Origin of the sequence: Marinobacterium nitratireducens (genome assembly GCF_014645375.1) — a bacterium.
GTDB classification, from domain to species: Bacteria; Pseudomonadota; Gammaproteobacteria; order Pseudomonadales; family Balneatricaceae; genus Marinobacterium_A; species Marinobacterium_A nitratireducens.
The window spans coordinates 538,442-560,553 of the sequence record NZ_BMLT01000002.1; the positions used below are offsets into that span (position 1 = coordinate 538,442).

General features: G+C 63.3%; 21 protein-coding genes. 16 read left to right on the forward strand and 5 right to left on the reverse strand.

Translation table 11 applies throughout. The annotated features are described in order from the left end of the window. Positions 1–124: 124 nt before the first annotated feature. Together oadA and IEX85_RS05375 are read right to left on the reverse strand one after the other, a co-directional pair. Positions 125–1,921 carry a sodium-extruding oxaloacetate decarboxylase subunit alpha gene (gene oadA / locus IEX85_RS05370; protein WP_188859129.1) on the reverse strand — a complete coding sequence of 599 codons (1,797 nt, stop codon included), beginning with the start codon at positions 1,919–1,921 and terminating at the stop codon, positions 125–127. A 22-nt stretch (positions 1,922–1,943) separates the two neighbouring features. Then, entirely contained in the window at positions 1,944–3,359 is a 1,416-nt protein-coding gene (locus IEX85_RS05375; protein WP_188859131.1) for an acetyl-CoA carboxylase biotin carboxylase subunit, read from the reverse strand. 199 nt (positions 3,360–3,558) lie between these two features. On the opposite strand from IEX85_RS05375, the gene IEX85_RS05380 reads away from it, so the two are divergent. Then, a complete protein-coding gene (locus tag IEX85_RS05380) occupies positions 3,559–4,530 on the forward strand; it encodes a LysR family transcriptional regulator (protein ID WP_188859133.1) in 972 nt (323 codons plus the stop codon). Between the two features lie 32 nt (positions 4,531–4,562). On the opposite strand, the gene IEX85_RS05385 is transcribed toward IEX85_RS05380, so the two are convergent. Next, on the reverse strand, positions 4,563–5,117 hold the full coding sequence (locus IEX85_RS05385; RefSeq protein WP_188859135.1) for an NUDIX hydrolase: 555 nt from the start codon (positions 5,115–5,117) through the stop codon (positions 4,563–4,565). Between the two features lie 171 nt (positions 5,118–5,288). On the opposite strand from IEX85_RS05385, the gene IEX85_RS05390 reads away from it, so the two are divergent. From IEX85_RS05390 to IEX85_RS05400, 3 genes are read left to right on the forward strand one after another with little or no spacing between them, the layout of a single operon-like run. Beyond that, positions 5,289–5,900 (forward strand): CoA pyrophosphatase, encoded by a 612-nt coding sequence (locus IEX85_RS05390; protein WP_188859137.1) that lies wholly within the window; start codon positions 5,289–5,291, stop codon positions 5,898–5,900. Between the two features lie 16 nt (positions 5,901–5,916). Next, the gene (locus tag IEX85_RS05395) at positions 5,917–6,108 is read left to right on the forward strand and encodes a DUF1289 domain-containing protein (RefSeq protein WP_188859139.1); all 192 of its coding nucleotides are present in this window, start codon (positions 5,917–5,919) and stop codon (positions 6,106–6,108) included. Then, a complete protein-coding gene (locus tag IEX85_RS05400; RefSeq protein ID WP_188859141.1) occupies positions 6,108–6,416 on the forward strand; it encodes an MTH1187 family thiamine-binding protein in 309 nt (102 codons plus the stop codon). Before IEX85_RS05395 ends, IEX85_RS05400 begins: the two co-directional genes overlap by 1 nt. Positions 6,417–6,652: 236 nt before the next feature. Here IEX85_RS05400 and IEX85_RS05405 read toward each other — a convergent pair whose 3' ends face one another. Both IEX85_RS05405 and IEX85_RS05410 read right to left on the reverse strand, forming a co-directional pair. After that, positions 6,653–7,939 (reverse strand): HlyC/CorC family transporter, encoded by a 1,287-nt coding sequence (locus IEX85_RS05405; protein ID WP_188859143.1) that lies wholly within the window; start codon positions 7,937–7,939, stop codon positions 6,653–6,655. Positions 7,940–8,069: 130 nt separating this feature from the next. Beyond that, the gene (locus IEX85_RS05410) at positions 8,070–8,864 is read right to left on the reverse strand and encodes a cytochrome C assembly family protein (protein WP_188859152.1); all 795 of its coding nucleotides are present in this window, start codon (positions 8,862–8,864) and stop codon (positions 8,070–8,072) included. A gap of 306 nt (positions 8,865–9,170) precedes the next feature. Here IEX85_RS05410 and ffh point away from each other — a divergent pair, with 306 nt between their 5' ends. From ffh to recJ, 12 genes are all read left to right on the forward strand, one after another. Continuing rightward, the gene (gene ffh / locus IEX85_RS05415) at positions 9,171–10,550 is read left to right on the forward strand and encodes a signal recognition particle protein (protein WP_188859154.1); all 1,380 of its coding nucleotides are present in this window, start codon (positions 9,171–9,173) and stop codon (positions 10,548–10,550) included. Positions 10,551–10,743: 193 nt separating this feature from the next. After that, positions 10,744–10,992 carry a 30S ribosomal protein S16 gene (rpsP, locus tag IEX85_RS05420; RefSeq protein WP_188859157.1) on the forward strand — a complete coding sequence of 83 codons (249 nt, stop codon included), beginning with the start codon at positions 10,744–10,746 and terminating at the stop codon, positions 10,990–10,992. Positions 10,993–11,013: 21 nt separating this feature from the next. Next, complete coding sequence (gene rimM / locus IEX85_RS05425; protein ID WP_188859159.1) at positions 11,014–11,529, forward strand: ribosome maturation factor RimM; 516 nt, start codon at positions 11,014–11,016, stop codon at positions 11,527–11,529. A 3-nt stretch (positions 11,530–11,532) separates the two neighbouring features. Further along, positions 11,533–12,282, forward strand: a complete 750-nt coding sequence (gene trmD, locus IEX85_RS05430) for a tRNA (guanosine(37)-N1)-methyltransferase TrmD (protein ID WP_188859161.1) — start codon at positions 11,533–11,535, stop codon at positions 12,280–12,282. 22 nt (positions 12,283–12,304) lie between these two features. Further along, positions 12,305–12,661 carry a 50S ribosomal protein L19 gene (rplS, locus tag IEX85_RS05435; RefSeq protein WP_188859163.1) on the forward strand — a complete coding sequence of 119 codons (357 nt, stop codon included), beginning with the start codon at positions 12,305–12,307 and terminating at the stop codon, positions 12,659–12,661. Between the two features lie 250 nt (positions 12,662–12,911). Next, a complete protein-coding gene (locus tag IEX85_RS05440) occupies positions 12,912–14,384 on the forward strand; it encodes an aq_1923 C-terminal domain (protein WP_188859164.1) in 1,473 nt (490 codons plus the stop codon). Between the two features lie 3 nt (positions 14,385–14,387). Then, positions 14,388–15,326 carry a site-specific tyrosine recombinase XerD gene (gene xerD / locus IEX85_RS05445; RefSeq protein WP_229721799.1) on the forward strand — a complete coding sequence of 313 codons (939 nt, stop codon included), beginning with the start codon at positions 14,388–14,390 and terminating at the stop codon, positions 15,324–15,326. A gap of 191 nt (positions 15,327–15,517) precedes the next feature. Beyond that, positions 15,518–16,270: a DsbC family protein gene (locus tag IEX85_RS05450; protein WP_188859166.1), complete on the forward strand. Its 753-nt coding sequence runs from the start codon at positions 15,518–15,520 to the stop codon at positions 16,268–16,270. Between the two features lie 556 nt (positions 16,271–16,826). Further along, on the forward strand, positions 16,827–18,128 hold the full coding sequence (locus IEX85_RS05455; protein WP_188859168.1) for a homoserine dehydrogenase: 1,302 nt from the start codon (positions 16,827–16,829) through the stop codon (positions 18,126–18,128). Positions 18,129–18,138: 10 nt separating this feature from the next. Beyond that, positions 18,139–19,533, forward strand: coding sequence for a threonine synthase (gene thrC / locus IEX85_RS05460; RefSeq protein ID WP_188859170.1), 1,395 nt, complete (start codon positions 18,139–18,141; stop codon positions 19,531–19,533). A gap of 37 nt (positions 19,534–19,570) precedes the next feature. Next, positions 19,571–20,362, forward strand: a complete 792-nt coding sequence (locus tag IEX85_RS05465; RefSeq protein ID WP_188859173.1) for a YdcF family protein — start codon at positions 19,571–19,573, stop codon at positions 20,360–20,362. A 7-nt stretch (positions 20,363–20,369) separates the two neighbouring features. Next, positions 20,370–22,109 carry a single-stranded-DNA-specific exonuclease RecJ gene (gene recJ / locus IEX85_RS05470; protein WP_188859175.1) on the forward strand — a complete coding sequence of 580 codons (1,740 nt, stop codon included), beginning with the start codon at positions 20,370–20,372 and terminating at the stop codon, positions 22,107–22,109. The last annotated feature ends 3 nt before the right edge of the window (positions 22,110–22,112 follow it).

The window sequence follows — 22,112 nt, forward strand, 5'->3', positions numbered from 1 at the left end:
TTTCGGCGCGGTTGGGTGTGGTGTTGTACAGGCTCTTCGTCCAACGCACTGCCATCCATAACAAAAAGCCGCCCGAGAGCGGCTTTTTATCACAGCGAGTTATGCGCTGTTAACGCCTAACGCGTCACTCGATCTCGATCAGGACCTCGCCGGGGGTGACGCGGTCGCCCTTGACCACGTGCACTGCGGTCACGGTACCGCCGATCGGCGCCTGCACCTCGGTTTCCATCTTCATCGCTTCGGTCACGAGCACCGCCTTGCCGGCGTCGACCTTGTCGCCCACCGCCACCAGAACGTCGACGATGTTGCCCGGCATCGAGGTGGTGACATGGCCCGGCGCGGAGGCCTTGGCGCGACCGCTGGCGCCGCCCGACACGTAGAGGTTCTTCGGCTCGAACAGCACTTCTTCAGGCATGCCGTCGAGGGTCAGGAAGACGTGGCGCTTGCCGGAGTCGAGGTTGCCGACGCCGGTGATCGAGACCTCGTAGGTCTCGCCGTGCACGTCGATGCTGAACTCGGTCGGCACGCCCTCGTCGACCGGGCGCTGGTCGCTGCCGGCCGGCGGCTGCAGGGCTTCGGGCTGCAGGGTGCCGGCGGCACGCTCGCTGAGGAACTGGCGGCCGATATCCTGGAACATGGCGAAGGTCAGCACGTCCTCGTCGCTCTGCGCCAGTTCGCCGATCTCGGCGCGCAGGCGCGCCATTTCCGGCGGCAACTGGTCGGCCGGGCGACCGTCGATCACCTCGCCGTTGCCGATGGCCTGCTTCTGCAACCCGGCGTTGACCGGCGCCGGCGGCTGGCCGTAGCCGCCCGCGAGGTAGCGCTTCACCTCGTTGGTGATGGTCTTGTAGCGCTCGCCGGCAAGTACGTTGAGTACCGCCTGGGTGCCGACGATCTGGGAGGTCGGCGTGACCAGCGGCGGGAAGCCGAGGTCCTCGCGCACGCGTGGAATTTCGGCGAACACTTCGCGGATCCGGCCCAGCGCATGCTGCTCTTTCAGCTGGTTGGCGAGGTTCGACATCATGCCGCCCGGCACCTGGTTGATCTGTACCGATACGTCCTCGCGGGTAAACTCGCTCTCGAACTGGTGGTACTTCTTGCGTACCTCGCTGAAGTAGTCGGCGATTTCCTGCAGCAGCTCCAGATCCAGTCCGGTGTCGTACTTGGTGCCGCGCAGCGCCGCAACCTGCGACTCGGTGGCCGGGTGGCTGGTGCCGGAGGCGAAGGCGGAGATGGCGGTGTCGATATGCTCGGCGCCGGCCTCGATGGCCTTCAGCTGGCACTGGGCCGCCAGGCCCGCGGTGCTGTGGGAGTGAATGAAGATCGGCAGGTCGACCGCTTCGCGCAGCGCCTTGACCAGATCATAGGTGGCGTAAGGCGTCAGCAGGCCGGCCATGTCCTTGAGCGCCAGGGAGTCGGCGCCCATTTCTTTCAGGGCTTTTGCCTGCGCGACGTAGAGCTCGGTGGTGTGCACAGGGCTGGTGGTGTAGCAGATGGTGCCCTGGGCATGCTTGCCGGCTTTCTTCACCGCGCGGATGGCGGTTTCGAGGTTGCGCAGGTCGTTCAGCGCGTCGAATACGCGGAACACGTCGATGCCGTTGGCCGCCGCCTTTTCGACGAATGCCTCGACGACGTCATCGGCATAGTGGCGGTAGCCGAGCAGGTTCTGACCGCGCAGCAGCATCTGTAGACGGGTGTTCGGCAGCGCTTCGCGCAGTTTGCGCAGGCGCTCCCACGGATCTTCCTTGAGGAAACGGACGCAGGCGTCGAAGGTGGCGCCGCCCCAGACTTCCAGCGACCAGTAGCCAACCTGGTCGAGCTTGTCGCAGATCGGCAGCATGTCTTCGGTGCGCATGCGGGTGGCGATCAGGGACTGATGGGCATCGCGCAGGATGACGTCGGTTACTTTTATCTTGCTCATATTTTACTCCTTCAGTCCCGGGTTAGAGCCCGGCGTGGGCCGCTACCGCGGCGGCGATCGCCAGCGCGAGTTCACTGGGGTGTCGTTTTTCCGAATACTGCAGCAGCTCCGGATGGTTCGGTACGAAGCTGGTATTGAAGACGCCGCTGCGGAATTCCGGGTTCTTGAGGATTTCCTGGTAGTAGGGTGCGGTGGTGCGAATGCCCTGAAGGCGCATGTCCGCCAGCGCTCGGGAGCCGCGATCGAGGGCGTCTTCCCAGTTCAGCGCCCAGACGATGAGCTTGAGGCACATCGAGTCGAAGTAGGGCGGAATGGTGTAGCCGGTGTAGATGGCGGTGTCGGTGCGCACCCCGGGGCCGCCCGGCGCATAGTAGCGTGTCACCTTGCCGAAACTCGGCAGGAAGTTGTTCTTCGGGTCCTCGGCATTGATGCGGAACTGCAGCGCAAAGCCGCGGTGCTGGATATCCTGCTGGCGATACTGCAGCGGCAGTCCGGCGGCGATGCGAATCTGCTCGCGCACGATGTCCACGCCGGTGATCTGCTCGGTGATGGTGTGCTCCACCTGGACCCGGGTGTTCATCTCCATGAAGTAGACTTCATTGTCGGTCTGCAGGAACTCGACGGTGCCGGCGTTTTCGTAGCCGACCGCCTTGGCGGCCTTGACCGCCAGCTCGCCGACGTAGGCACGCTGTTCCGGTGTCAGCTGGGGGCTGGGGGCGATCTCGATCAGCTTCTGGTTGCGGCGCTGGATGGAGCAGTCGCGCTCGAACAGGTGAATGGCGTTGCCCTGGCTGTCGGCGAGAATCTGCACCTCGATGTGTTTCGGGTCGACGATGCACTTCTCCAGGAAGACCTCGGCCGAACCGAACGCCTTGGTGGCCTCGGAGATCACGCGCGGATACTGTGCGCGCAGCTCGTCCGGGCTGTCGCAACGGCGAATGCCGCGGCCGCCGCCGCCGGAGGTGGCCTTGAGCATGACCGGATAGCCGATCTTTTCGGCCACGGTGATGGCTTCGTCGAGGTCGGCGAGGTTGCCTTCGGAGCCGGGGGTGACCGGCACGCCGGCCCTGATCATGCTGTCACGGGCGGCGGTCTTGTCGCCCATGCGGGCGATTACATCGGCGGCAGGGCCGACGAAGGCAATGTTGCGCTCGGCGCAGATGCGCGCGAATTCGGAGTTTTCGGACAGGAAACCGTAGCCGGGGTGGATGGCGTCGCAGCCGGTTTCGGCGGCGAGGTTGACGATACGGCGAGGGTCGAGATAACCGGCCAGCGGATCTTCGCCCACGAAGTGGGCCTCGTCCGCACGCTTGACGTGCAGGGCGTGCCGGTCCGGTTCGGTGTAGATCGCCACCGAGCGGATACCCATTTCGGCGCAGGCACGCACGATGCGCACCGCTATTTCGCCGCGGTTGGCGATCAGTAACTTCTTGAACATGCTGCTCCTCCGTCGGGTGCGGAATCCCTGAGGCTCGGTCACGGGACGCCGCTGAGTCTCTAAATTAGTACAGAGCCAGTCGTCAGTTAAAATTGATATTTTTTTTAATTTGTATAAATTTCTGCTTATGCCTGATTCTGACGTCCTGCTTGCAGCGCGTGCCAGGGGCTGAAACCGAATCTTTGATCGAGGACCTTTTATGGCTTACACGCTGCCGCAGCTGCTGAACCGACTGTCGTTCCGTCAGCTCCAGGTATTCGCTGCGGTCTATCGGCTCAAGGGCTACAGTCGTGCCGCCACCGAGCTTGGTCTGACGCAGCCGGCAATCAGTGCCCAGGTGCGCCAGCTGGAGCAGGCGCTGGGGCAGCCGTTGTTCGACTACGTCGGCAAGAAGCTCTATACCACCGCCGCCGGCGAGCAGGTCGCGCGTTCTGTGCAGCAGGTTTTCGGCGAGCTGGAAAACCTGCAGATGCAGCTGTCCGAGCTGGAAGGAACCGTCTGGGGCACCCTGAACCTGGCCGCGGTGAGTACCGCGCAGTATGTGGTGCCGCATCTGCTGGCGGGCTTTCTCAAGCAGTATCCCAAGGTCGATGTGAAGCTGAAGGTGGTGAATCGCGCCCAGGCGATCGAGCGGCTGGCGGAAAACCACGACGATCTGGTGATCATGGGCATGGTGCCGGAGGATCGCTCCCTGACCTTCATGCCGTTTCTCGACAACGAACTGATCCCGGTGCTGCCCCGCGGACATGCGCTGGCAGGGCGCAAGGATCTGACGCTGGCGGACTTTCTCGAGTATCCGCTGCTGCTGCGCGAGCAGGGGTCCGGCACCCGCAAGGCGCTGGAGGCCTTCTGCGTCGAGCAGCGGCTGCAACTCAACGGCATCATGGAGCTGGGCTCCAACGCGGCGGTCAAGCACGGTGTGCTGGCAGGGCTGGGGGTGGCGGTGATGCCGCGCCTGAGCGTTCAGCTCGAACTCGAGAACGGGTTGCTGGAGCAGGCCGAGCTGGCGGGATTCCCGCTGCGTCGCTCCTGGTGCACGGTTTACCCGCGCAGCAAACACCTGACGCCGGTGGCGGAGGCGTTTCTGACGTACGTGCAGGACAATCTCAAGCCGATCAAGGCGCAGTTCGAGGACCTGTACAGGCTCGGTTCTGGCGCGAAGTCGGCCTGAGCGGGAGCCGGGTTCAGTCCCGGGTCGGCCGGTCAGTTGTCGATGTACTGACCGGGCCGCGTTTCGAGGTCGATATGGCGCAGCGGGAAGTGCTGCCTGCGCCGGTCCTCGAAGTAGAACCGCAGGGCGTTGCGGATGGTCTGGAAGGCCAGTTCGTCCCAGGGGATTTCATCCTCGCGGAACAGCGCGACCTCGAGGGATTCATCGCCGGGGCCGAACTCCGGTTGCGGCAGCTCCGCCAAGTAGAGCATCTGCACCTGGCCCAGATGAATGATCGAGGTGACGGTGTAGAGATCGCCGATGCGTACCTGAGCGCGGGCTTCCTCGAGGGTTTCCCGGGCCGCGGCCTGCTCGGTGGACTCGCCGTTTTCCATGAAACCTGCCGGCAGCGTCCAGTAACCGCGGCGGGGCTCGATGGCTCGCCGGCACAGCAGCACCCGGTCACCATGGACCGGCAGACAGCCGGCGATGATCTTGGGATTGAGGTAGTGGATGGTGCCACAGTCATCGCAGACGTGGCGCGGACGGTTGTCGCCCTCGGGAATCTTCTTGCTGACGCTCTTTCCGCACTGGCTGCAGTATTTCAAACCCTTTCCTCGATCTGCCGGCAATGGGGTGTCCGGCCAAAGGTCATTCTAATGGCCCTTTTCCGCACATCGCAAGCCGGAGCCTGCGCAGGGGGCCTTCGCCTGCCGGTATTCGTCTTTGCCGCCGGGCCGGGGTATCATGATACTATTATCCTTTGATTGCGTATCCCGATGCTTGAGTTGTTACGTCATCGCCTGACGTCCTACCGACCCCGCCAGCTCGAAACCATGAAGTCCCGGGCAGGCGTCCTGATCGCCCTGACCGACGAGCCGGACCCCCAGGTCATCCTTACCCGGCGCGCCTCGCATCTGTCCACGCACCGCGGGGAAGTCGCCTTTCCCGGCGGCAAGCAGGATGCGACCGATCCGGACCTGCTCTATACCGCGCTGCGGGAGGCGGAGGAAGAGGTGGGGCTGGATCCGGCCCTGGTCGATGTGGTCGGTCCCCTGGGTCAGGTGATGTCGAAGCATCTGATCCAGGTCACGCCCTTTGTCGGTGTGGTGCCGCCGGATGTCGTCCTCAGCCCCAACCCGCATGAACTCGAGAGCCTGTTTCGGGTGCCGTTGAGCTTTTTTCTCGAGGATCGTCGCCAGCGTACCGATGTCGTCGAGTTTCGTGGCAAAACCCATTACGTGCCGGCCTACCGCTTTGGCGATTACATAATCTGGGGGCTGACCGCCTACATGCTGGTGGAGCTGCTCAATGTCGGGTTCGATGCCCGCATTCCGATGAAGCCGCGCCCCGAGCACCAGGAAACCCCCGCTTCCGGCACCCTTCGCTGATCTGAATAGGAACACCATGAGCAATACCGAAACCGAAGCGCCGGTCCGCAGCCCCTGTGTGGGCGTCTGCTGCCCCGGTGATCACGATCTTTGCACCGGCTGTCTGCGCAACGCGATGGAGATCGCCGAGTGGGGCGTGCTGAGCAACGATGAGAAACGCGAGATACTGGCGAAGATTCGCCGCCGCGAGAAAGGGGAGATCTGCTGATGCAGGTGATGATCGATCTGTGCGTGGTGCCGCTGGGTGTCGGCGTCTCGGTTTCGGAATACGTGGCGGCCTGTCAGCGCATCCTGCGCGAGGCCGGGCTCAGCTATCAGATGCACGCCTACGGCACCAATATCGAAGGCGAGTGGGACGAGGTGTTCGCGGCGGTGAAACGCTGCCACGAGGTGCTGCACGACATGGGCGCACCCCGCATCACTTCGTCGCTGCGGGTCGGTACGCGCACCGACCGCGACCAGACCATGACGGATAAAATATCCAGCGTGGAAGAAAAGCTGTCGGGTGATGCGTAAGACGTTAGGCGTTACTTGCAATGACATTGCAACCAGCCGTCCCGAACCCGCGAATCGGAGGGTGGGTCTAGCGATGCAATGGCAAGTGCTTGAACGCTTGGCAGGGATTATGCGCATCGCGTAACCCGTCAAATCGATCGCAGTACAGATCGATTGGTGTCGGCTGGCAGAGCGCATGCGGGGCGCCCCCGTAATGCGTAACGAGTATCCCGTCACCCGTCACCCTTCTCCCGTATTCAGCCTTCCTCGTCCTCATCGCTGATGCTGGGGATATTGCGCAGCACCCGCACCGTTTTGATCAGGTTGTCGCTGATCTGCAGCGTCTCGATGCGGTAGCCGTTCAGGTCGAGGCAGACGTTGGCGTCCGGGATCGACTCCAGGTGCTCGGTGATCAGGCCGTTGAGGGTCTTGGGGCCGTCGGTGGGCAGGTCCCAGCCGAGGTTCTTGTTGATCTCGCGGATGTAGGCGGTGCCTTCGATGAAGTAGCTGCCGTCCTCCTGCGGGTGGATCTCCTGATTGCTGGCCTTGTTGGTGGCGGACAGCTCACCCACGATCTCCTCGAGAATATCCTCCAGCGTGACCACGCCCTGGATGTCGCCGTATTCGTCGACCACCAGGCCGATGCGGCGGCTTTCTTTCTGGAAGTTCAGCAGCTGGGTCTGCAGCGGCGTGCTTTCCGGCACGAAATAGGCTTCGCGTACCACCTGCAGGATCGCGGCCTTGGTGACCTTGCCCTGCTGAATCAGCTGTGCCAGGTTGCGCATGTGCAGGATGCCGACCACCTTGTTGATGTCGCCGTGGTAGACCGGCAGGCGGGTGTGGCTGGTATGTGACAGCTGCTCCAGCAGATGATCGAGGTCGTGATCCAGATCGATCCCCTCGACCTCGTTGCGCGGGATCATGATGTCGTTGACGGTGACTTCGCTCAGTTCCAGTACGCCGAGCAGCATCGACTGGTTGGACTGCGGCAGCAGGGCGCCGGCTTCGTGCACCAGGGTGCGCAGCTCTTCGGTGCTCAGGTGATGGTTGTTGCCGGTGCCGGAGCGGATGCCGAACATCCGCAGGAGGCTGTTGGTGATGCCGTTGACGATCCAGACCAGCGGATAGATCAGCTTCAGCAGCGGCAGTAGTATGTAGGATGCGGGAAAGGCGATGCGTTCCGGAAACATGGCCGCGACCGTCTTGGGAGAGACTTCGGCGAAGATCAGGATCACCAGGGTCAGGCCGGCGGTGGCGATGGCGATGCCGGCGTCGCCCCAGAGTCGAACGGCGATGACGGTGGCGATGGCCGAGGCGAGGATGTTGACGAAATTGTTGCCGATCAGGATGACGCCAATCAGCCGGTCCGGTCGTTCCAGCAGGTGGCTCGCCTTGCGGGCACCGCGATGCTTGTTCTTCACCAGATGACGCAGCCGGTACCGGTTCAGTGACATCATGCCGGTTTCGGAGCTGGAGAAAAATGCGGAACAGAATATAAGGAAGATGAGAATCCCGATCAGGGTACTTATCGATGCGTCTTCCAAGACAGGGGGACCTTAGGATAACCGAGTGGATGTCCATTGTCTGGCCCGCTGTCGGGGCTGTCAAGGACTGCGCCGGCAAATGGGGTTTCGCTGCGGAAACTGCTGATTTTGCAGCTGTTGTCGGGCGGGTTCAGGCTGTTATCAGGAACTCGATCACCAGCTTGGTGCCGAAGAACGCCAGCATCAGCGCGACGAAGCCGCCAATGGTCCAGCGCACCGCCCTGAGGCTGCGCCAGCCCAGCAGCGCATGACCGGCCAGCAGGATGCCGTAGACCAGCCAGGCCAGCAGCGACAGCGTGGTCTTGTGCACCAGATGCTGGGCGAAGAGGTCCTCGACGAAGAGGAAGCCGCTGACCAGCGAGGCGGACAGCAGCAGGAAGCCGGTCCAGAGCATCTCGAACAGCAGTCGTTCCATGGTCTGCAACGGGGGCAGGCTGGCGACCAGCCCGCGGGTGTGGTGCTGTTTCAGTGCGGTATTCTGGCGCCACAGCAGTACCGCCTGCAGGGTCGCGAGGGTGAAGATGCTGTAGGCGAAGATGGACAGCAGAATGTGGGTGATCAGCCCAGGGCCGTAGCTGCGGTGCAGGCTGGTGTCGGGGTCGAGGCTTGCGGTCAGCACGGTGGCGGCGGCCAGTGGAAACACGCCGACGAACAGGTTGTCGATCTGCTGGCGGCAGCTGCTGAGCAGTACCAGCGCCGACAGGATCCAGGCGACCTGGCAGCCGACGCTGAAAAAGCCGAGATTCATGCCCTCGGGCTGGTTCATGACCTGGAAGACGGTGACGCTGTGGGCGATCAGGCCCGCGAGGCCGAGCCCGCGAATCAGGTTGCGCGAAGGCCTGGCCTGGCCCTTGAGGACCCGCCATTGCAGTGCGGTCGCTGCCAGATAGCAGAGCGCGGCAACTAGAATCGATGTCGGCAGCATCCGGGTTCCTCCATGGAAAGGCGCCAGCCCGCGAGTGTCATGAGGGGTTCTGATTCGGGTGATGCCCGGTGCCCGAAGCGGTCGCGGTCATCGCTCCGCCCGCAGGCAGAGTCCGCCGCCCGCAGCTTCGGTCAGGCAAAAAGCCGGCCTAGTTTGTCACAATTTACGCGGCGGTGAAATATGAGGTGCCCCGTGCCTCGGGGGTCCTGTATAATGCCCGACCTTTGCGGCGTCGGAAACTGAATCTTACTGAATCCCCCGAGTCGTCGCCCGCCCATCGCCGGCGTAGAGATACAGAGGCAGGATATGTTCGAGAATCTGACAGAAAGGCTCACGAAAACGCTCAAGGCCGTTACCGGCCAGGCGAAACTCACCGAAGACAATATCAAGGACACGCTGCGCGAAGTGCGCATGGCGCTGCTGGAGGCGGACGTCGCGCTGCCTGTCGTCAAGGAGTTCGTCGCGGGCGTCAAGGAGCGGGCTGTCGGCCAGGAGGTCAGCAAGAGCCTGACGCCGGGACAGGTATTCGTCAAGATCGTCCAGGAAGAGCTGGTCAAGGTCATGGGGGAGGCGAACGAGAAGCTGAACCTGGCCGCCAAGCCTCCGGCCATCGTGCTGGTGGCGGGTCTGCAGGGTGCAGGCAAGACCACCTCCGTCGCCAAGCTGGCGCGCAACCTCAAGGAGCGCGAGAAGAAAAAGGTGCTGGTGGTGTCGGCGGACATCTACCGTCCGGCGGCGATTCGTCAGCTCGAGACCCTCGCCAGCGAGGTGGGCGTCGACTTCTTCCCGTCCAGCGCCGACCAGGATCCGGTGGATATCGCCAATGGCGCCATCGGTCACGCCCGCATTCAGCACCATGATGTGGTGCTGGTGGATACCGCCGGTCGTCTGCATATCGACGGCGACATGATGGACGAGATCAAGCGCCTGCACAGTGCCATCGATCCGGTGGAAACGCTGTTCGTGGTCGACGCCATGACCGGTCAGGACGCGGCCAATACCGCCCGGGCCTTTGGCGAGGCGCTGCCGCTGACCGGCGTGATCCTGACCAAGACCGACGGTGACGCCCGCGGCGGCGCCGCGCTCTCGGTGCGTCATATCACCGGAAAGCCGATCAAGTTCATCGGTGTCGGCGAGAAGATCGACGCCCTGGAAGCCTTCCATCCGGACCGTGTTGCCTCGCGTATCCTCGGCATGGGCGACGTGCTGTCGCTGATCGAGGAAGCCGAGCGCAAGCTCGACAAGGACAAGGCGGAGAAATTCGCCAAGAAGATCAAGAAAGGCAAGGGGTTCGACCTCGAGGATTTCCGCGAGCAGATCCAGCAGATGAAAAAGATGGGCGGCATGATGGGGCTGCTCGACAAGATGCCGGGCATGGGGCAGATGGCGCAGATGGCCGATGCCGCCAAGGCGGAGAAGGGCGTGCATCAGATGGAGGCGATCATCAACTCCATGACGCCGGGCGAGCGCCGCAATCCCGATATCATTTCCGGATCGCGCAAACGCCGTATCGCCATGGGCTCGGGCACCCAGATCCAGGACGTCAACCGGCTTCTGAAACAGCACAAGCAGATGTCCAAGATGATGAAAAAGATGTCGTCCAAGGGCGGAATGGCCAAGATGATGCGCGGCATGAAGGGCATGTTGCCGCCGGGCATGGGCGGCGGTGGCGGTTTCCCGATGTGACCGCCGGCGCTGCAGGTGCGGCGCTGCCTAAAAAATATCCAGAAAATGCTTTTTTCGGGCGGGGGTTTGACGTAGAATCTCCGCCCTGATTTTTATAGGCCCGGTATCCTGGTTGCGGCGCAAGCGGCACCCCGGACCGGAAACCAGAACCGCGGGCGATCTCAAAACTCGCGAAAATAAAGGGACCATTCACATGGTAACAATTCGTCTGGCACGTGGCGGCTCCAAAAAGCGCCCCTTCTACCACCTTACCGTCGCTGACTCTCGCAATGCGCGTGATGGTCGCTTTATTGAGCGCGTCGGTTTCTTCAACCCGGTCGCACGCGGTCAGGAAGAAAGTCTGCGCGTCAACCTGGAGCGAGTCGAGTACTGGCAGGAGCGCGGTGCGACCCTGTCCGAGCGCGTTGCTCAGCTGGTCAAAGAAGCCCGCAAGGCTTCCTAAGCAGACGGGCCGGTTCGCAGGATGTCTCTGGTAACACTTGGCAAGATAACGTCGGTGTATGGTGTCCGGGGGTGGGTCAAGGTGCATTCGAGCACCGAGCCCATGGAAAGCATCCTCGATTACTCGCCATGGCAGCTCAAGATAGGCGGTGAGTGGAAAAACATCGTCGTCGAGAGCGGCAAAGTACATGGCAAGGGCCTGGTCGCCAAGCTGGCCGGTGTCGACGATCGCGAGGTGGCGCGGCTTTACTGCGGTGCCGAGATCGCGGTCGACGAAAGCGCTCTTCCGCAGCTGGAAGAGGGCGAATACTACTGGAGTCAGCTGGAGCAGCTGTTGGTATATACCCTGTCCGGCGAACTGCTTGGGCGGGTGGATCATCTGATGGAAACCGGCGCCAACGATGTCTTGGTGGTGCGGGGTACGGCAGAAAGCATCGATCGCCGCGAGCGGCTGATCCCCTATCTGCCGGATCAGGTGGTCCGTGAAATTGACTTGGAAAAGGGTTGCATTCGGGTCGACTGGGATCCGGAGTTCTGAGCCGTGAGGTTCGGTGTGGTCACCCTGTTCCCGGAAATGCTGGAGGCTGTGACGGCCTATGGCGTTACCGGGCGGGCCGTACGCAACGGGCTGATCGAGGTCGAGTGCTGGAATCCGCGGGATTTTACCCACGACAGGCACCGTACCGTCGATGATCGCCCCTACGGCGGCGGCCCCGGCATGCTGATGAAAGTTCAGCCGCTGAGGGACGCCATAGGTGCGGCCCGGGAAGCGCTGGGTGAGGGTGCGACAACGATTTATCTGTCGCCCCAGGGGCGCAAGCTCGATCATGCCGGCGTGCGGGAACTGGCCTCAAGGCGCAAACTGATACTGGTGGCCGGTCGTTACGAAGGTATCGACGAGCGGTTGCTGGAAACGGAGATCGACGAGGAATGGTCGCTCGGGGACTTTGTCCTGAGCGGGGGCGAGCTGCCCGCCATGACTCTGATCGATGCGGTGTCCAGGCTGGTACCCGGCGTGCTCGGGCATCAGGATTCGGCGGCCGAAGACTCCTTTTGCGAGGGGTTACTGGACTGTCCGCATTTCACCCGGCCGGAACAGTTTGACGGAATGCAAGTACCCGAGGTGCTGCTGGGCGGCAACCACGAGGAAATCAGGCGCTGGCGCCTGAAACAGCAACTGGGACGGACCTGGCAACGACGTCCGGACCTGCTGGAAGGCCTCGAACTGGATCGCGAGCAGCAGACGTTGTTAAACGAATACATCCGTGAGACCCAGGGGTCGGACGGTTGAATACTCTCTCTAGGAGCGAGCGATGAGCAGCAAAAACTCTATCATTCAGCAGATCGAAGCTGAGCAGATGGGTAAGCAGGTACCTGAATTCGGCCCGGGTGACACCGTTGTCGTACAGGTAAAGGTAACTGAAGGCACTCGTACCCGCCTGCAGGCGTTCGAAGGCGTTGTTATCGGCAAGCGTAACCGCGGCCTGAACTCTGCCTTCACCGTACGCAAGATCTCCCACGGCGTGGGCGTTGAGCGTACTTTCCAGACTTTCAGCCCGACCGTCGACAGCATCGACGTCAAGCGTCGCGGCGACGTGCGTCAGGCCAAGCTGTACTACCTGCGCGAGCGCAGCGGCAAGTCTGCACGTATCAAGGAAAAGCTGGGCTGAGTTCCGGTGCATTCCTGAAAAAGGCGGCCTGCGGGTCGCCTTTTTTGTTCGTCATTCCCGTGTATGCGGGGAGCCCTATGACCGGTATTGATGGATTCCTGCGTGCGCGGGGATGACGCTGCCTCACCATTCATGCCTGCCGGTCTACTGTTGTTCCATACCCTTGACAGAGCGATAGCCATTTCCCGGCAACAGTCCTAGAATAGGGGATCAGTAAGCCGGTACTGACGGATCGCAAGGAGCTGTATAGATGGGAAAGCTGGTCAAGGGGCTGGGTGTGCTGCTGGTGCCGGTGGCGGTCGCGGGTGGCGCCTACGGATATTACTGGTATCAGGTCAAGACCAGTGTCGATCAGCTCGCCGAGTCGATGGCGCCTTTCGCCCGTCTCAGCTACGACCGGGTCGTAGCGGGTCTCGATGGTACGGCCGGCGTCAGTGGCGTCAGGCTGGTGCCGGGTGGCAGCAATGATGCCATCAGCATCGGGTCTGTGCTGTTCCACGCCCCCGATCCCCTGTTTTACCTCAACGCCGAGGAGCGCCTGCGCCAGGAGGCCTGGCCGGAGCAGTTGTCGCTTGAACTCAAGGGGCTGCAGCTCGACCTGGGAGCCGACTATCTGGTCCAGTGGGAGCAGATGGCCGAGGCCCTTGAAGCCCAGAGTGGACTGCCCGCCGAAGCCGGCACCAGTTTCGAGGCGCTGGGCTGCGGCGATGTCGAGCGTTTCGATCTCGCAGCGACCCGGGCCATGGGCTATCAGCGTCTGAGTCTGGACGCGCGCCTGGGGATGCAGTTCGTGCCCCGCCAGCAGGTGCTGACACTGCGCAGCGACGCCACTGTCGATGGCATGGCTCAGACCGGCGTTGCCGTCGAGCTTTCAACCGGGACGGCCGTGCTGTCGGCGCAGGCGCTGGCAGCGGCGCAGCCGACTCTCAAGCGTGTCACCTTCGATTACAGCGACCTCGGTTACAACCCGCGGCGCAACAGCTACTGCGCCAAGCAAGCCGATATGGCGCCGGACGACTATCCGCAGTATCACAGCGGCCTGTTGCAGGCGGAACTCAAGCGCCTTGGCTGGTCGGTTCCCGACGAGCTGGTCAATGCCTACGCCGACCTGCAGCGGCCCCGTGCCATCATGCAGCTCTCTGCCGAACCGCCTCCGGGCTTTGGCCCCGAGTCGCTGGGCACCATCAGCTCGCCCGAACAGCTTTTGGACCTGTTCAACCTCAAAGTCTCCGTCAATGGTCGCCGGCAGGATCTGAGCGAGGTTCGCTGGTCGCTGCTCGACGACGAGGCGCTTGCCGCGGCCGCCTCGGGTGCGGACGGCAGCGTCAGCAGCGAAAGTGTCGGCTCCGTCGCCAGCGAAGCCGCGGCCGCGCAGCCCGAGGAACCGGCCGAGCCCGATCTGGTCGTCGAGCTAGAGGCGCCGGCACCCGAACCGCAGCCTCCGGCCGTGACCATCACCGACCCGGACGTGGTCGAGGTGATGCCGGGAATCGTGGTCAAGGCGAAAGAGGCGGAGAAAGGCTTCAAGCCAACGGCGCTCAAGGATGCCCATGCCTACTCCGGCAAACCCGTCCGTCTGCGGACCTACTTCGGCCGCAATATCGAGGGTACGCTGTTGCGGGTCAGCAACGGTACCCTGGAGGTCGAGCAGCGGCTCGATCGTGGCGTGGCGGTGTTTCCGATTGCCGCCGACAAGGTTTCCGAGCTCTCGATCTACCGCTGAGTCGTGACTGAAGCTGCAGTGGTCGATGGTCGCCTGCGGCGCCGTCTGCCCGGCGACGCCGACCAGCGCGATATCGAAGGCTATCTCGACGCGGTCTGGCTCGAAAAGGGACTGAGTCGCAATACCCTGGCGTCGTACCGGCGTGACCTCTCGCACTATGCCTGCTGGCTCAACGGGCATGATGTGTCGCTGCTGCAGGCCGACCAGGCCTGGCTGCGGCGTTATCTGGACTGGCGTTTGCAGGCCCGTCTCAAGGCCAGCTCCACCGCGCGTCAGCTTTCCTGCCTGCGAGGCTTTTACCGCTACTGGTTGCGGGAAGAGCGTATCGCCGCCGACCCCACGCTCAATATCGACAGCCCCCGGCGTGGTCGTCCCTTGCCCAAAACCCTGACCGAAGACGATGTCGACCGCCTGCTCGCCGCGCCATCGCTGGAGGAGCCTCTGGGGTTGCGCGATCGCGCCATGCTCGAGGTGCTGTACGCCACGGGGGTGCGGGTTTCGGAACTGGTGGAGCTGACACGTGGGCAGCTCAACCTGAGGCAGGGGCTGATACGGGTATTCGGCAAGGGCAGCAAGGAACGCCTGGTGCCGCTCGGCGAGGAGGCGGCCGACTGGTTGCAGCGCTATATGAGGGAGGCGCGGCCGGAGCTGGCGCCGCCGGGCTCGGAGGTGCTGTTCCCCAGTCTGCGCGGCCGGCAGATGACGCGCCAGACCTTCTGGCATCGTGTCAAGCGCCATGCCCAGGAGGCCGGCATCGACAAACCGCTGTCACCTCACGTGGTGCGTCATGCCTTCGCGACCCATCTGGTCAATCACGGCGCGGACCTGCGTGTGGTGCAGATGCTGTTGGGGCACAGTGATCTGTCCACCACTCAGATCTATACCCATATCGCGCAGCAGCGCCTGCAGTCGCTGCATCGCGAGCATCATCCGAGGGGGTGATTTTCCTGTAGGAGCTCGCTCTGCGAGCGAACCGGGATTCGCTTCAGGTTATGCAGTCGGTTCGCCCGGAAACCGGTCTCCTACGGCTCTACGGGGGCCGCGTCCTGGTCTTTGCGATATACTCCGGGAACTAGTGCCGCCCCGGCGCGTCTGACCGGACATGGCAAATTTCATCTGATATCGAGGACACTATGCGTAAAACGATCCTGAGCGCCCTGCTGGCGATGAGTGTGAGCGGGGCGCTGCAGGCGGCCGATGTCGACCAGGCCGTGGTCGACACCATCACCGGTCAGTTGATGAAAGTCGATGCCCGTATTCCGGTGGAGTCTGTGCTGCCCTCGCAAATGCCGGGTATTTACGAAGTGGTACTCGGAACCGGTGAGGTGCTGTACGCCGATGAGAAGGGTGAGTACTTCATGCTCGGTCAGCTTTATCGCCTCAACGACGAGCAGGGCTTCGTCAACCTGACCGAAGAAAAACTCAAGGCCAAGCGGCAGGAGTTGATCGCCGGGGTCGCCGCCGAGGATCGTATCTCGTTCAAGCCTGAAGGTGAAGTCAAGGCCACCATTGCGGTGTTCACCGACGTCGATTGCCCCTATTGCCGCAAGCTGCATCAGGAGGTCGACGAACTCAACGCGCTCGGCATCCAGGTCGACTATCTGGCGTTTCCCCGCGGCGGCGAGCGTTCCGGTGCCTACGCCAAGATGCAGTCGATCTGGTGTAACGATCCGGCGCAGCGCCCGGCCGACATGACCCGGGTCAAGAGCGGCGGCTCGATCGAGCCCAAGGACTGCGATTCGCCGGTGATGGAGCAGTTCGCGCTGGGCCAGAAGGTCGGCGTTACCGGCACTCCGGCGCTGGTTTTCCCAGATGGCAGCTTGGTACCCGGTTACGTGCCTGCCGATCGTCTGGCGCAGATGCTGGGCCTGAATGCGGTCGAGTAGGTGGCGAGTCGGAAGTGGTGAGTGCTTAGGCGTTAGGCGTAAAACGTACAGCTGCGACTGCGGTCAATCGGATCCTCGATGGGAGGATGGGTAGAGCGATGCACCGGTATGGGCATGATCGGTAGCAATACCGTTGGGGCATCGCGAACCCCGTTAAATCGATCGCAGTACAGATCGTTTGGCGTCCGTTGGCGCGGACGAGAACAAACGCAGGTAGGAGCTCGCTGCGCGAGCGAACCCTGGCAGCGTGCTGCAAGGCTGTTCGCCCACGGAGTGGGCTCCTACGTCCGCTGCGCGGGAGCTGCGGCGCGCGGCGAACGGGTTTGAGGCAGCGGTCGACAGCTAACGGCCGGCAATCACACTGATTCACGCCTCACGCCTCACGCCTCACGCCTCACGCCTCACGCCTCACGCCTTTCTTTTCGCCCCCTATCCAATCCGGGGCCTTTAACCGCTATAATACTTCCCCTTTTTTGCCGCGGACGCGGTGTGCGTCGTCGGATCCTCCGGCGTGCACGGGCAATCGGATCGACTCCGCAACGAGTGAGGTATTGATTTGAAACCGGTTAAAGTGGGTATCTGTGGGCTGGGTACCGTAGGCAGCGGTACTTTCAACGTACTGAAGCGCAACGAAGACGAAATCAGCCGTCGCGCCGGCCAGCGAATTATTGTCGCTCAGGTGGGCGCGCGTCGCGAGAACCCGAACTGCGATACCAGCGGCATTGACGTCACCTCCGATATTTTTGCGGTGGCCACGAACCCGGAAATCGATATCGTTATCGAACTCATCGGCGGCTACGACGTTGCCCGCAAGCTGGTGCTGACCGCCATCGAGAACGGCAAGCACGTGGTCACCGCCAACAAGGCGCTGATCGCGGTGCACGGCAACGAAATTTTCGAAGCGGCGCAGAAGAACAACGTCATGGTGGCGTTCGAAGCCTCGGTGGCCGGCGGCATTCCGATCATCAAGGCAATCCGCGAGGGCCTGGCGGCCAACCAGATCAACTGGCTGGCCGGCATCATCAACGGCACCGGCAACTTCATCATGACCGAAATGCGCGACAAGGGCCGTGATTTCGCCGACGTTCTGGCGGAAGCTCAGGCGCTTGGTTATGCCGAGGCGGACCCGACCTTCGACGTCGAGGGCATCGACGCCGCGCACAAGCTCACCATCCTGGCGTCACTCGCATTCGGCATCCCGCTGCAGTTCGAGAAAGCCTACACCGAGGGCATCAGCCAGATTACCCAGGACGACGTCAAGTTCGCCGAGGAGCTGGGCTACCGCATCAAGCATCTGGGCATCAGCCGCCGTACGCCGGACGGCGTCGAGCTGCGCGTGCACCCGACGCTGATTCCCAAGCAGCTGCTGCTGGCCAATGTCGAGGGCGTGATGAACGCCGTGATGGTCGACGGCGACGCTGTCGGTCAGACGCTCTATTACGGCGCCGGCGCCGGCGCCGAGCCGACCGCCTCTGCGGTGGTCGCGGACGTCGTCGACGTGGTGCGGACGCTGTCGCTGGAGAACGGCAACCGCGTGCCGCACCTGGCGTTCCAGCCCAGCGCGCTGTCGGACCTGCCGGTACTGCCGGCCGAGGAGATCGAAACCGCGTACTACCTGCGCATTCACGCCATCGAGCGTCCGGGCGTGCTGGCGCACATCACCAAGATCTTCGGTGACAGCGGTATCAATATCGAGGCGATCATCCAGAAGGAAACCACCGCCGAACAGGTGCCTGTGATTATCCTGACCCAGCGGGTGAAGGAACGCGTGATGAACGACGCCATCGCCCAGATCGAGTCGCTGGACGATATTCTCGGCAAAATCACCCGCATCCGCGTCGAGCAGCTGAAGGACTGAGGAGACTAACGTGAAGTACATTTCCACCCGAGGCCAGGCGCCGGCGCTCAACTTCGAAGAAGTTCTGCTGGCGGGCCTTGCCAGCGACGGCGGTCTCTACGTGCCGGAACAGCTGCCTTCCTTCAGCCAGGACGAGATCGCGTCCTGGGCCGGCCTGCCGTACCACGAGCTGGCGTATAAGGTGATTCAGCCGTTCGTTTCCGATTGCATCAGTGATGCCGATCTCAAGCGTATGGTCGACGAGACCTACGCCGGCTTCAAGCATCAGGCGGTCGCGCCGCTGGTGCAGCTCGACGCCAACGAGTGGGTGCTGGAGCTGTTCCACGGCCCGACCCTGGCGTTCAAGGACTTCGCGCTGCAACTGCTCGGTCGTCTGATGGATCACGTCCTGGCCAAGCGCGGTGAGCGGCTGGTGATCATGGGCGCAACCTCCGGTGATACCGGCTCCGCCGCGATCGAAGGCTGTCGCCACAGCGATCATCTGGATATTTTCATCCTGCACCCCTACAAGCGCGTATCCGAGGTGCAGCGCCGCCAGATGACCACGGTAATGGCCGACAACGTCTTCAACATCGCGCTGGAAGGCAACTTCGATGACTGCCAGCAGATGGTCAAGGACAGTTTCGCCGACCAGGGATTCCTCAACGGTCTCAAGCTCGGTGCGGTCAACTCCATCAACTGGGCCCGCATCATGGCCCAGATCGTCTACTACTTCGCCGCCGCGCTGGCGGTGGGCGGCCCACACCGCCCGGTGGCCTTCTCGGTGCCGACCGGCAACTTCGGCGATATCTTCGCCGGTTACCTGGCCAAGCAGATGGGCCTGCCGATCGCGCAGCTGGTGGTCGCCACCAACCGCAACGACATCCTGCACCGCGTCATTTCCGGCAACGACATGAGCCGCGGCGAGCTGGTGCACACCCTGTCGCCGTCGATGGATATCATGGTGTCGTCCAACTTCGAGCGCCTGCTGTTCGACGTTTACGACCGTGACGGTGCCGCGGTATCCGACCTGATGGCACGGTTCCGCAACGAGGCGGTACAGCTGGATCAGACGCGCTGGGACAAGGTGCGCGAGCTGTTCGACAGCTACGCCGTCGACGACGAGACCACCTGTCAGGTGATTCGCCAGGTGCACGACGAGAGTGGCTACCTGCTCGATCCGCACACCGCCATCGGCGTCAAGGCTGCGCGCGAGTGCAACCGCGACAGCAGCGTGCCGATGATCACCCTGGCCACGGCGCACCCGGTGAAGTTTCCGGACCCGGTGGTCAAGGCCGGGCTGGAGTCGCCGCAGTTGCCGGAGCCGATGGCAGACCTGTTCGAACGCGAAGAGCGCTACGAAGTGCTGAGCAACGACCTGTCGGTGGTGCAGCAGTTCATGGCCTCGCACGTTCACAAAGCCTGAGTGCCGAGCGGCCGTTCGGGCCGCTCGACCATAGCCTGTGGAAAACGCGCTCTTTCTGCTGTCCAAGACGGCCTGGCTGCTGCTGCAGCCCGATAACCTGCTGGTATTGCTGCTGCTGGCCGGCGTCGCCGGCCTCTGGCTGGGTCGGCGTGGCGCCCGCGCGTTGCTGACGCTGCTCGCCATTCCGGCTGCGCTGCTGCTGGTGCTGCCGGTCGGCGACCTGCTGTTGCGACCGCTGGAAAGCCGCTTTGCGCAGCCGCCACTGCCCGAGCGGGTAGCGGGCATCCTGGTGCTGGGCGGAAGCGAGGATGCAGAGCTCAGCGCCCGCTTCGGACAGCCGCAGTTCAATATGGCGGCGGAGCGGCTGATGCTGCTGCCGGCGCTGATGCAGCGTTACCCGACGGCGGCTGTTGTGGTCACCGGCGGTTCGGCGTCGGTGCTCCGTCCCGATTATCGCGGTGCCGACGTGGCCGAGGCCTGGCTGCAGGGCCTGCCGCTGCAGAGCGACAGGGTGATCTTCGAGCGCGATGCCCGCAATACCTGGGAAAACGCCCACGCAAGCGCCCGGCGTCTTGGCGGCGTGCCGTCCGAACCCTGGCTGCTGGTGACGTCGGCGTTTCATATGCCGCGCTCGTTCGGTATCTTTCGCCGGCTTGGCTGGCAGGTTATACCCTATCCGGTCGACTACTACGACACCGGCGGACGCTACCGGCCGCAGTTTGCGGTGAATCTGCGTGATCTTGTGACCGCCGTGCGCGAGTGGACCGGATTGCTGATCTATCATCTGCTGGGGCGCACCGATACGCTGTTCCCTGCGCCCAGAACCTGAGGACAGGATGCCGGAAGTACTGATCGAACGCCGACCCGAGCCGGATGCCTCGCTGCCGATATTCCGCGAGACCGATCCGGTGCTGGCGCGTATCTACGCCGCGCGCGGGGTCGACTCCCTCGAACGGCTCGGCCGTACCCTGCACGAGCTGCTGCCCGACTCGGGGCTGCAGGGCCTTGACGCCGCGGTCGTACGCCTGGCGCGCGCGGTCAGGGCCGACGAGCCGGTGCTGGTGGTGGGCGACTTCGATTGCGACGGCGCCACCAGTACCGCGGTGGCTGTGCTGGGCCTGCGCATGATGGGCGCATCCCGGGTCGACTATCTGGTGCCCAACCGTTTCGAGTACGGCTACGGACTCAGCCCCGAAATCGTCGAGGTGGCGGCGCAACAGGCGCCGCAGCTGCTGGTTACCGTCGACAACGGCATTTCCAGTATCGAGGGTGTGGCGCGTGCCAACGCGCTGGGGCTCGACGTTATCGTCACCGATCACCATCTGGCTGGCAGCGAACTGCCGGCGGCCTGCGCCATCGTCAATCCGAACCAGCCGGGCTGCGGTTTCATCGCCAAGTCCACCTGCGGTGTCGGCGTCATCTTCTACGTGCTGATCGCGCTGCGCCGGGCGCTTCAGGCCGACGGCTGGTTCCAGCGGCGCGGTATCGCGGCGCCCAACCTGGCATCGCTGCTGGATCTGGTGGCGCTGGGCACGGTGGCGGATGTGGTGGCGCTGGAGCACAATAACCGGGTGCTGGTGCACCAGGGGCTGCAGCGCATTCGGGCCGGCCAGACCCGGCCCGGCATCCGCGCGCTGATCGAGGTGTCGGGACGCCGTCGGGATCGCCTGGTGGCGAGCGACCTGGGCTTCGCGCTGGCGCCAAGGCTCAACGCCGCCGGGCGCCTCGAGGATATGTCGATCGGCATCGAGTGCCTGCTGTGCGATGATGGCGACAAAGCGCTGGAGCTGGCGCGTACGCTGGACGATCTCAATCGCGAACGCCGCGGTATCGAGCAGGAGATGCAGCAGCAGGCGCTGGACTCGCTGGAGCGGCTGTCACTGAACGAGTCCGAGCTGCCGCTGGGCCTTTGTCTCTACGACGAGAGCTGGCACCAGGGGGTGATCGGCATCCTGGCCTCGCGCATCAAGGAAAGGGTGCACCGGCCGGTGATTGCCTTTGCGCCGGGAGACGGCGGCGAGATCAAGGGCTCGGCGCGCTCGATACCGGGTTTCCATATCCGCGATGGCCTCGATGCCATCGCGGCGAGGCACCCGGGTCTTGTGACCAAGTTCGGAGGACACGCCATGGCGGCCGGGCTGACCCTCGAGGCCGACAGCCTGGAGACCTTTCGCGCGGCCTTCGATGCCGAGGTGCGGCGACAGCTTGACGAGGGCGCGCTGCAGCGGCGGCTGTTGACGGATGGTGCCCTGAGTGCAGCCCAGCTTAACCTGGAGCTCGCCGAACGCCTGCGCGAAGGCGGTCCCTGGGGGCAGCAGTTTCCGGAGCCGCTGTTCGACGGCGAGTTCCGGCTGCTGCAGCAGCGGATCGTCGGTCAGCGTCACTTGAAACTGGTACTGATGGAGCCCGCTTCCGGGCTGGCGGTGGATGCTATCTGGTTCAATGTCGATACCGCCAGCTGGCCCAACGAGTCGGCACAGCGGGTGCGCGTGGTTTACCGGCTCGACGTCAACGAGTTCCGCGGTCAACGCAACTTGCAGTTGATGGTGGAATATCTTGCAATTATTAACATTTGAGTA

Excerpts from the sequence above, each read along its gene's own strand:
- recJ (WP_188859175.1), top strand. The coding sequence starts at position 20,370 with ATGCCGGAAGTACTGATCGAACGCCGACCCGAGCCGGATGCCTCGCTG.
- IEX85_RS05395 (WP_188859139.1), top strand. The coding sequence starts at position 5,917 with ATGAGCAATACCGAAACCGAAGCGCCGGTCCGCAGCCCCTGTGTGGGC.
- rplS (WP_188859163.1), top strand. The coding sequence starts at position 12,305 with ATGAGCAGCAAAAACTCTATCATTCAGCAGATCGAAGCTGAGCAGATG.
- oadA (WP_188859129.1), bottom strand. The coding sequence starts at position 1,921 with ATGAGCAAGATAAAAGTAACCGACGTCATCCTGCGCGATGCCCATCAG.
- IEX85_RS05410 (WP_188859152.1), bottom strand. The coding sequence starts at position 8,864 with ATGCTGCCGACATCGATTCTAGTTGCCGCGCTCTGCTATCTGGCAGCG.
- rpsP (WP_188859157.1), top strand. The coding sequence starts at position 10,744 with ATGGTAACAATTCGTCTGGCACGTGGCGGCTCCAAAAAGCGCCCCTTC.
- IEX85_RS05390 (WP_188859137.1), top strand. The coding sequence starts at position 5,289 with ATGCTTGAGTTGTTACGTCATCGCCTGACGTCCTACCGACCCCGCCAG.
- IEX85_RS05440 (WP_188859164.1), top strand. The coding sequence starts at position 12,912 with ATGGGAAAGCTGGTCAAGGGGCTGGGTGTGCTGCTGGTGCCGGTGGCG.
- IEX85_RS05375 (WP_188859131.1), bottom strand. The coding sequence starts at position 3,359 with ATGTTCAAGAAGTTACTGATCGCCAACCGCGGCGAAATAGCGGTGCGC.
- IEX85_RS05380 (WP_188859133.1), top strand. The coding sequence starts at position 3,559 with ATGGCTTACACGCTGCCGCAGCTGCTGAACCGACTGTCGTTCCGTCAG.
- IEX85_RS05400 (WP_188859141.1), top strand. The coding sequence starts at position 6,108 with ATGCAGGTGATGATCGATCTGTGCGTGGTGCCGCTGGGTGTCGGCGTC.
- rimM (WP_188859159.1), top strand. The coding sequence starts at position 11,014 with ATGTCTCTGGTAACACTTGGCAAGATAACGTCGGTGTATGGTGTCCGG.
- ffh (WP_188859154.1), top strand. The coding sequence starts at position 9,171 with ATGTTCGAGAATCTGACAGAAAGGCTCACGAAAACGCTCAAGGCCGTT.
- IEX85_RS05450 (WP_188859166.1), top strand. The coding sequence starts at position 15,518 with ATGCGTAAAACGATCCTGAGCGCCCTGCTGGCGATGAGTGTGAGCGGG.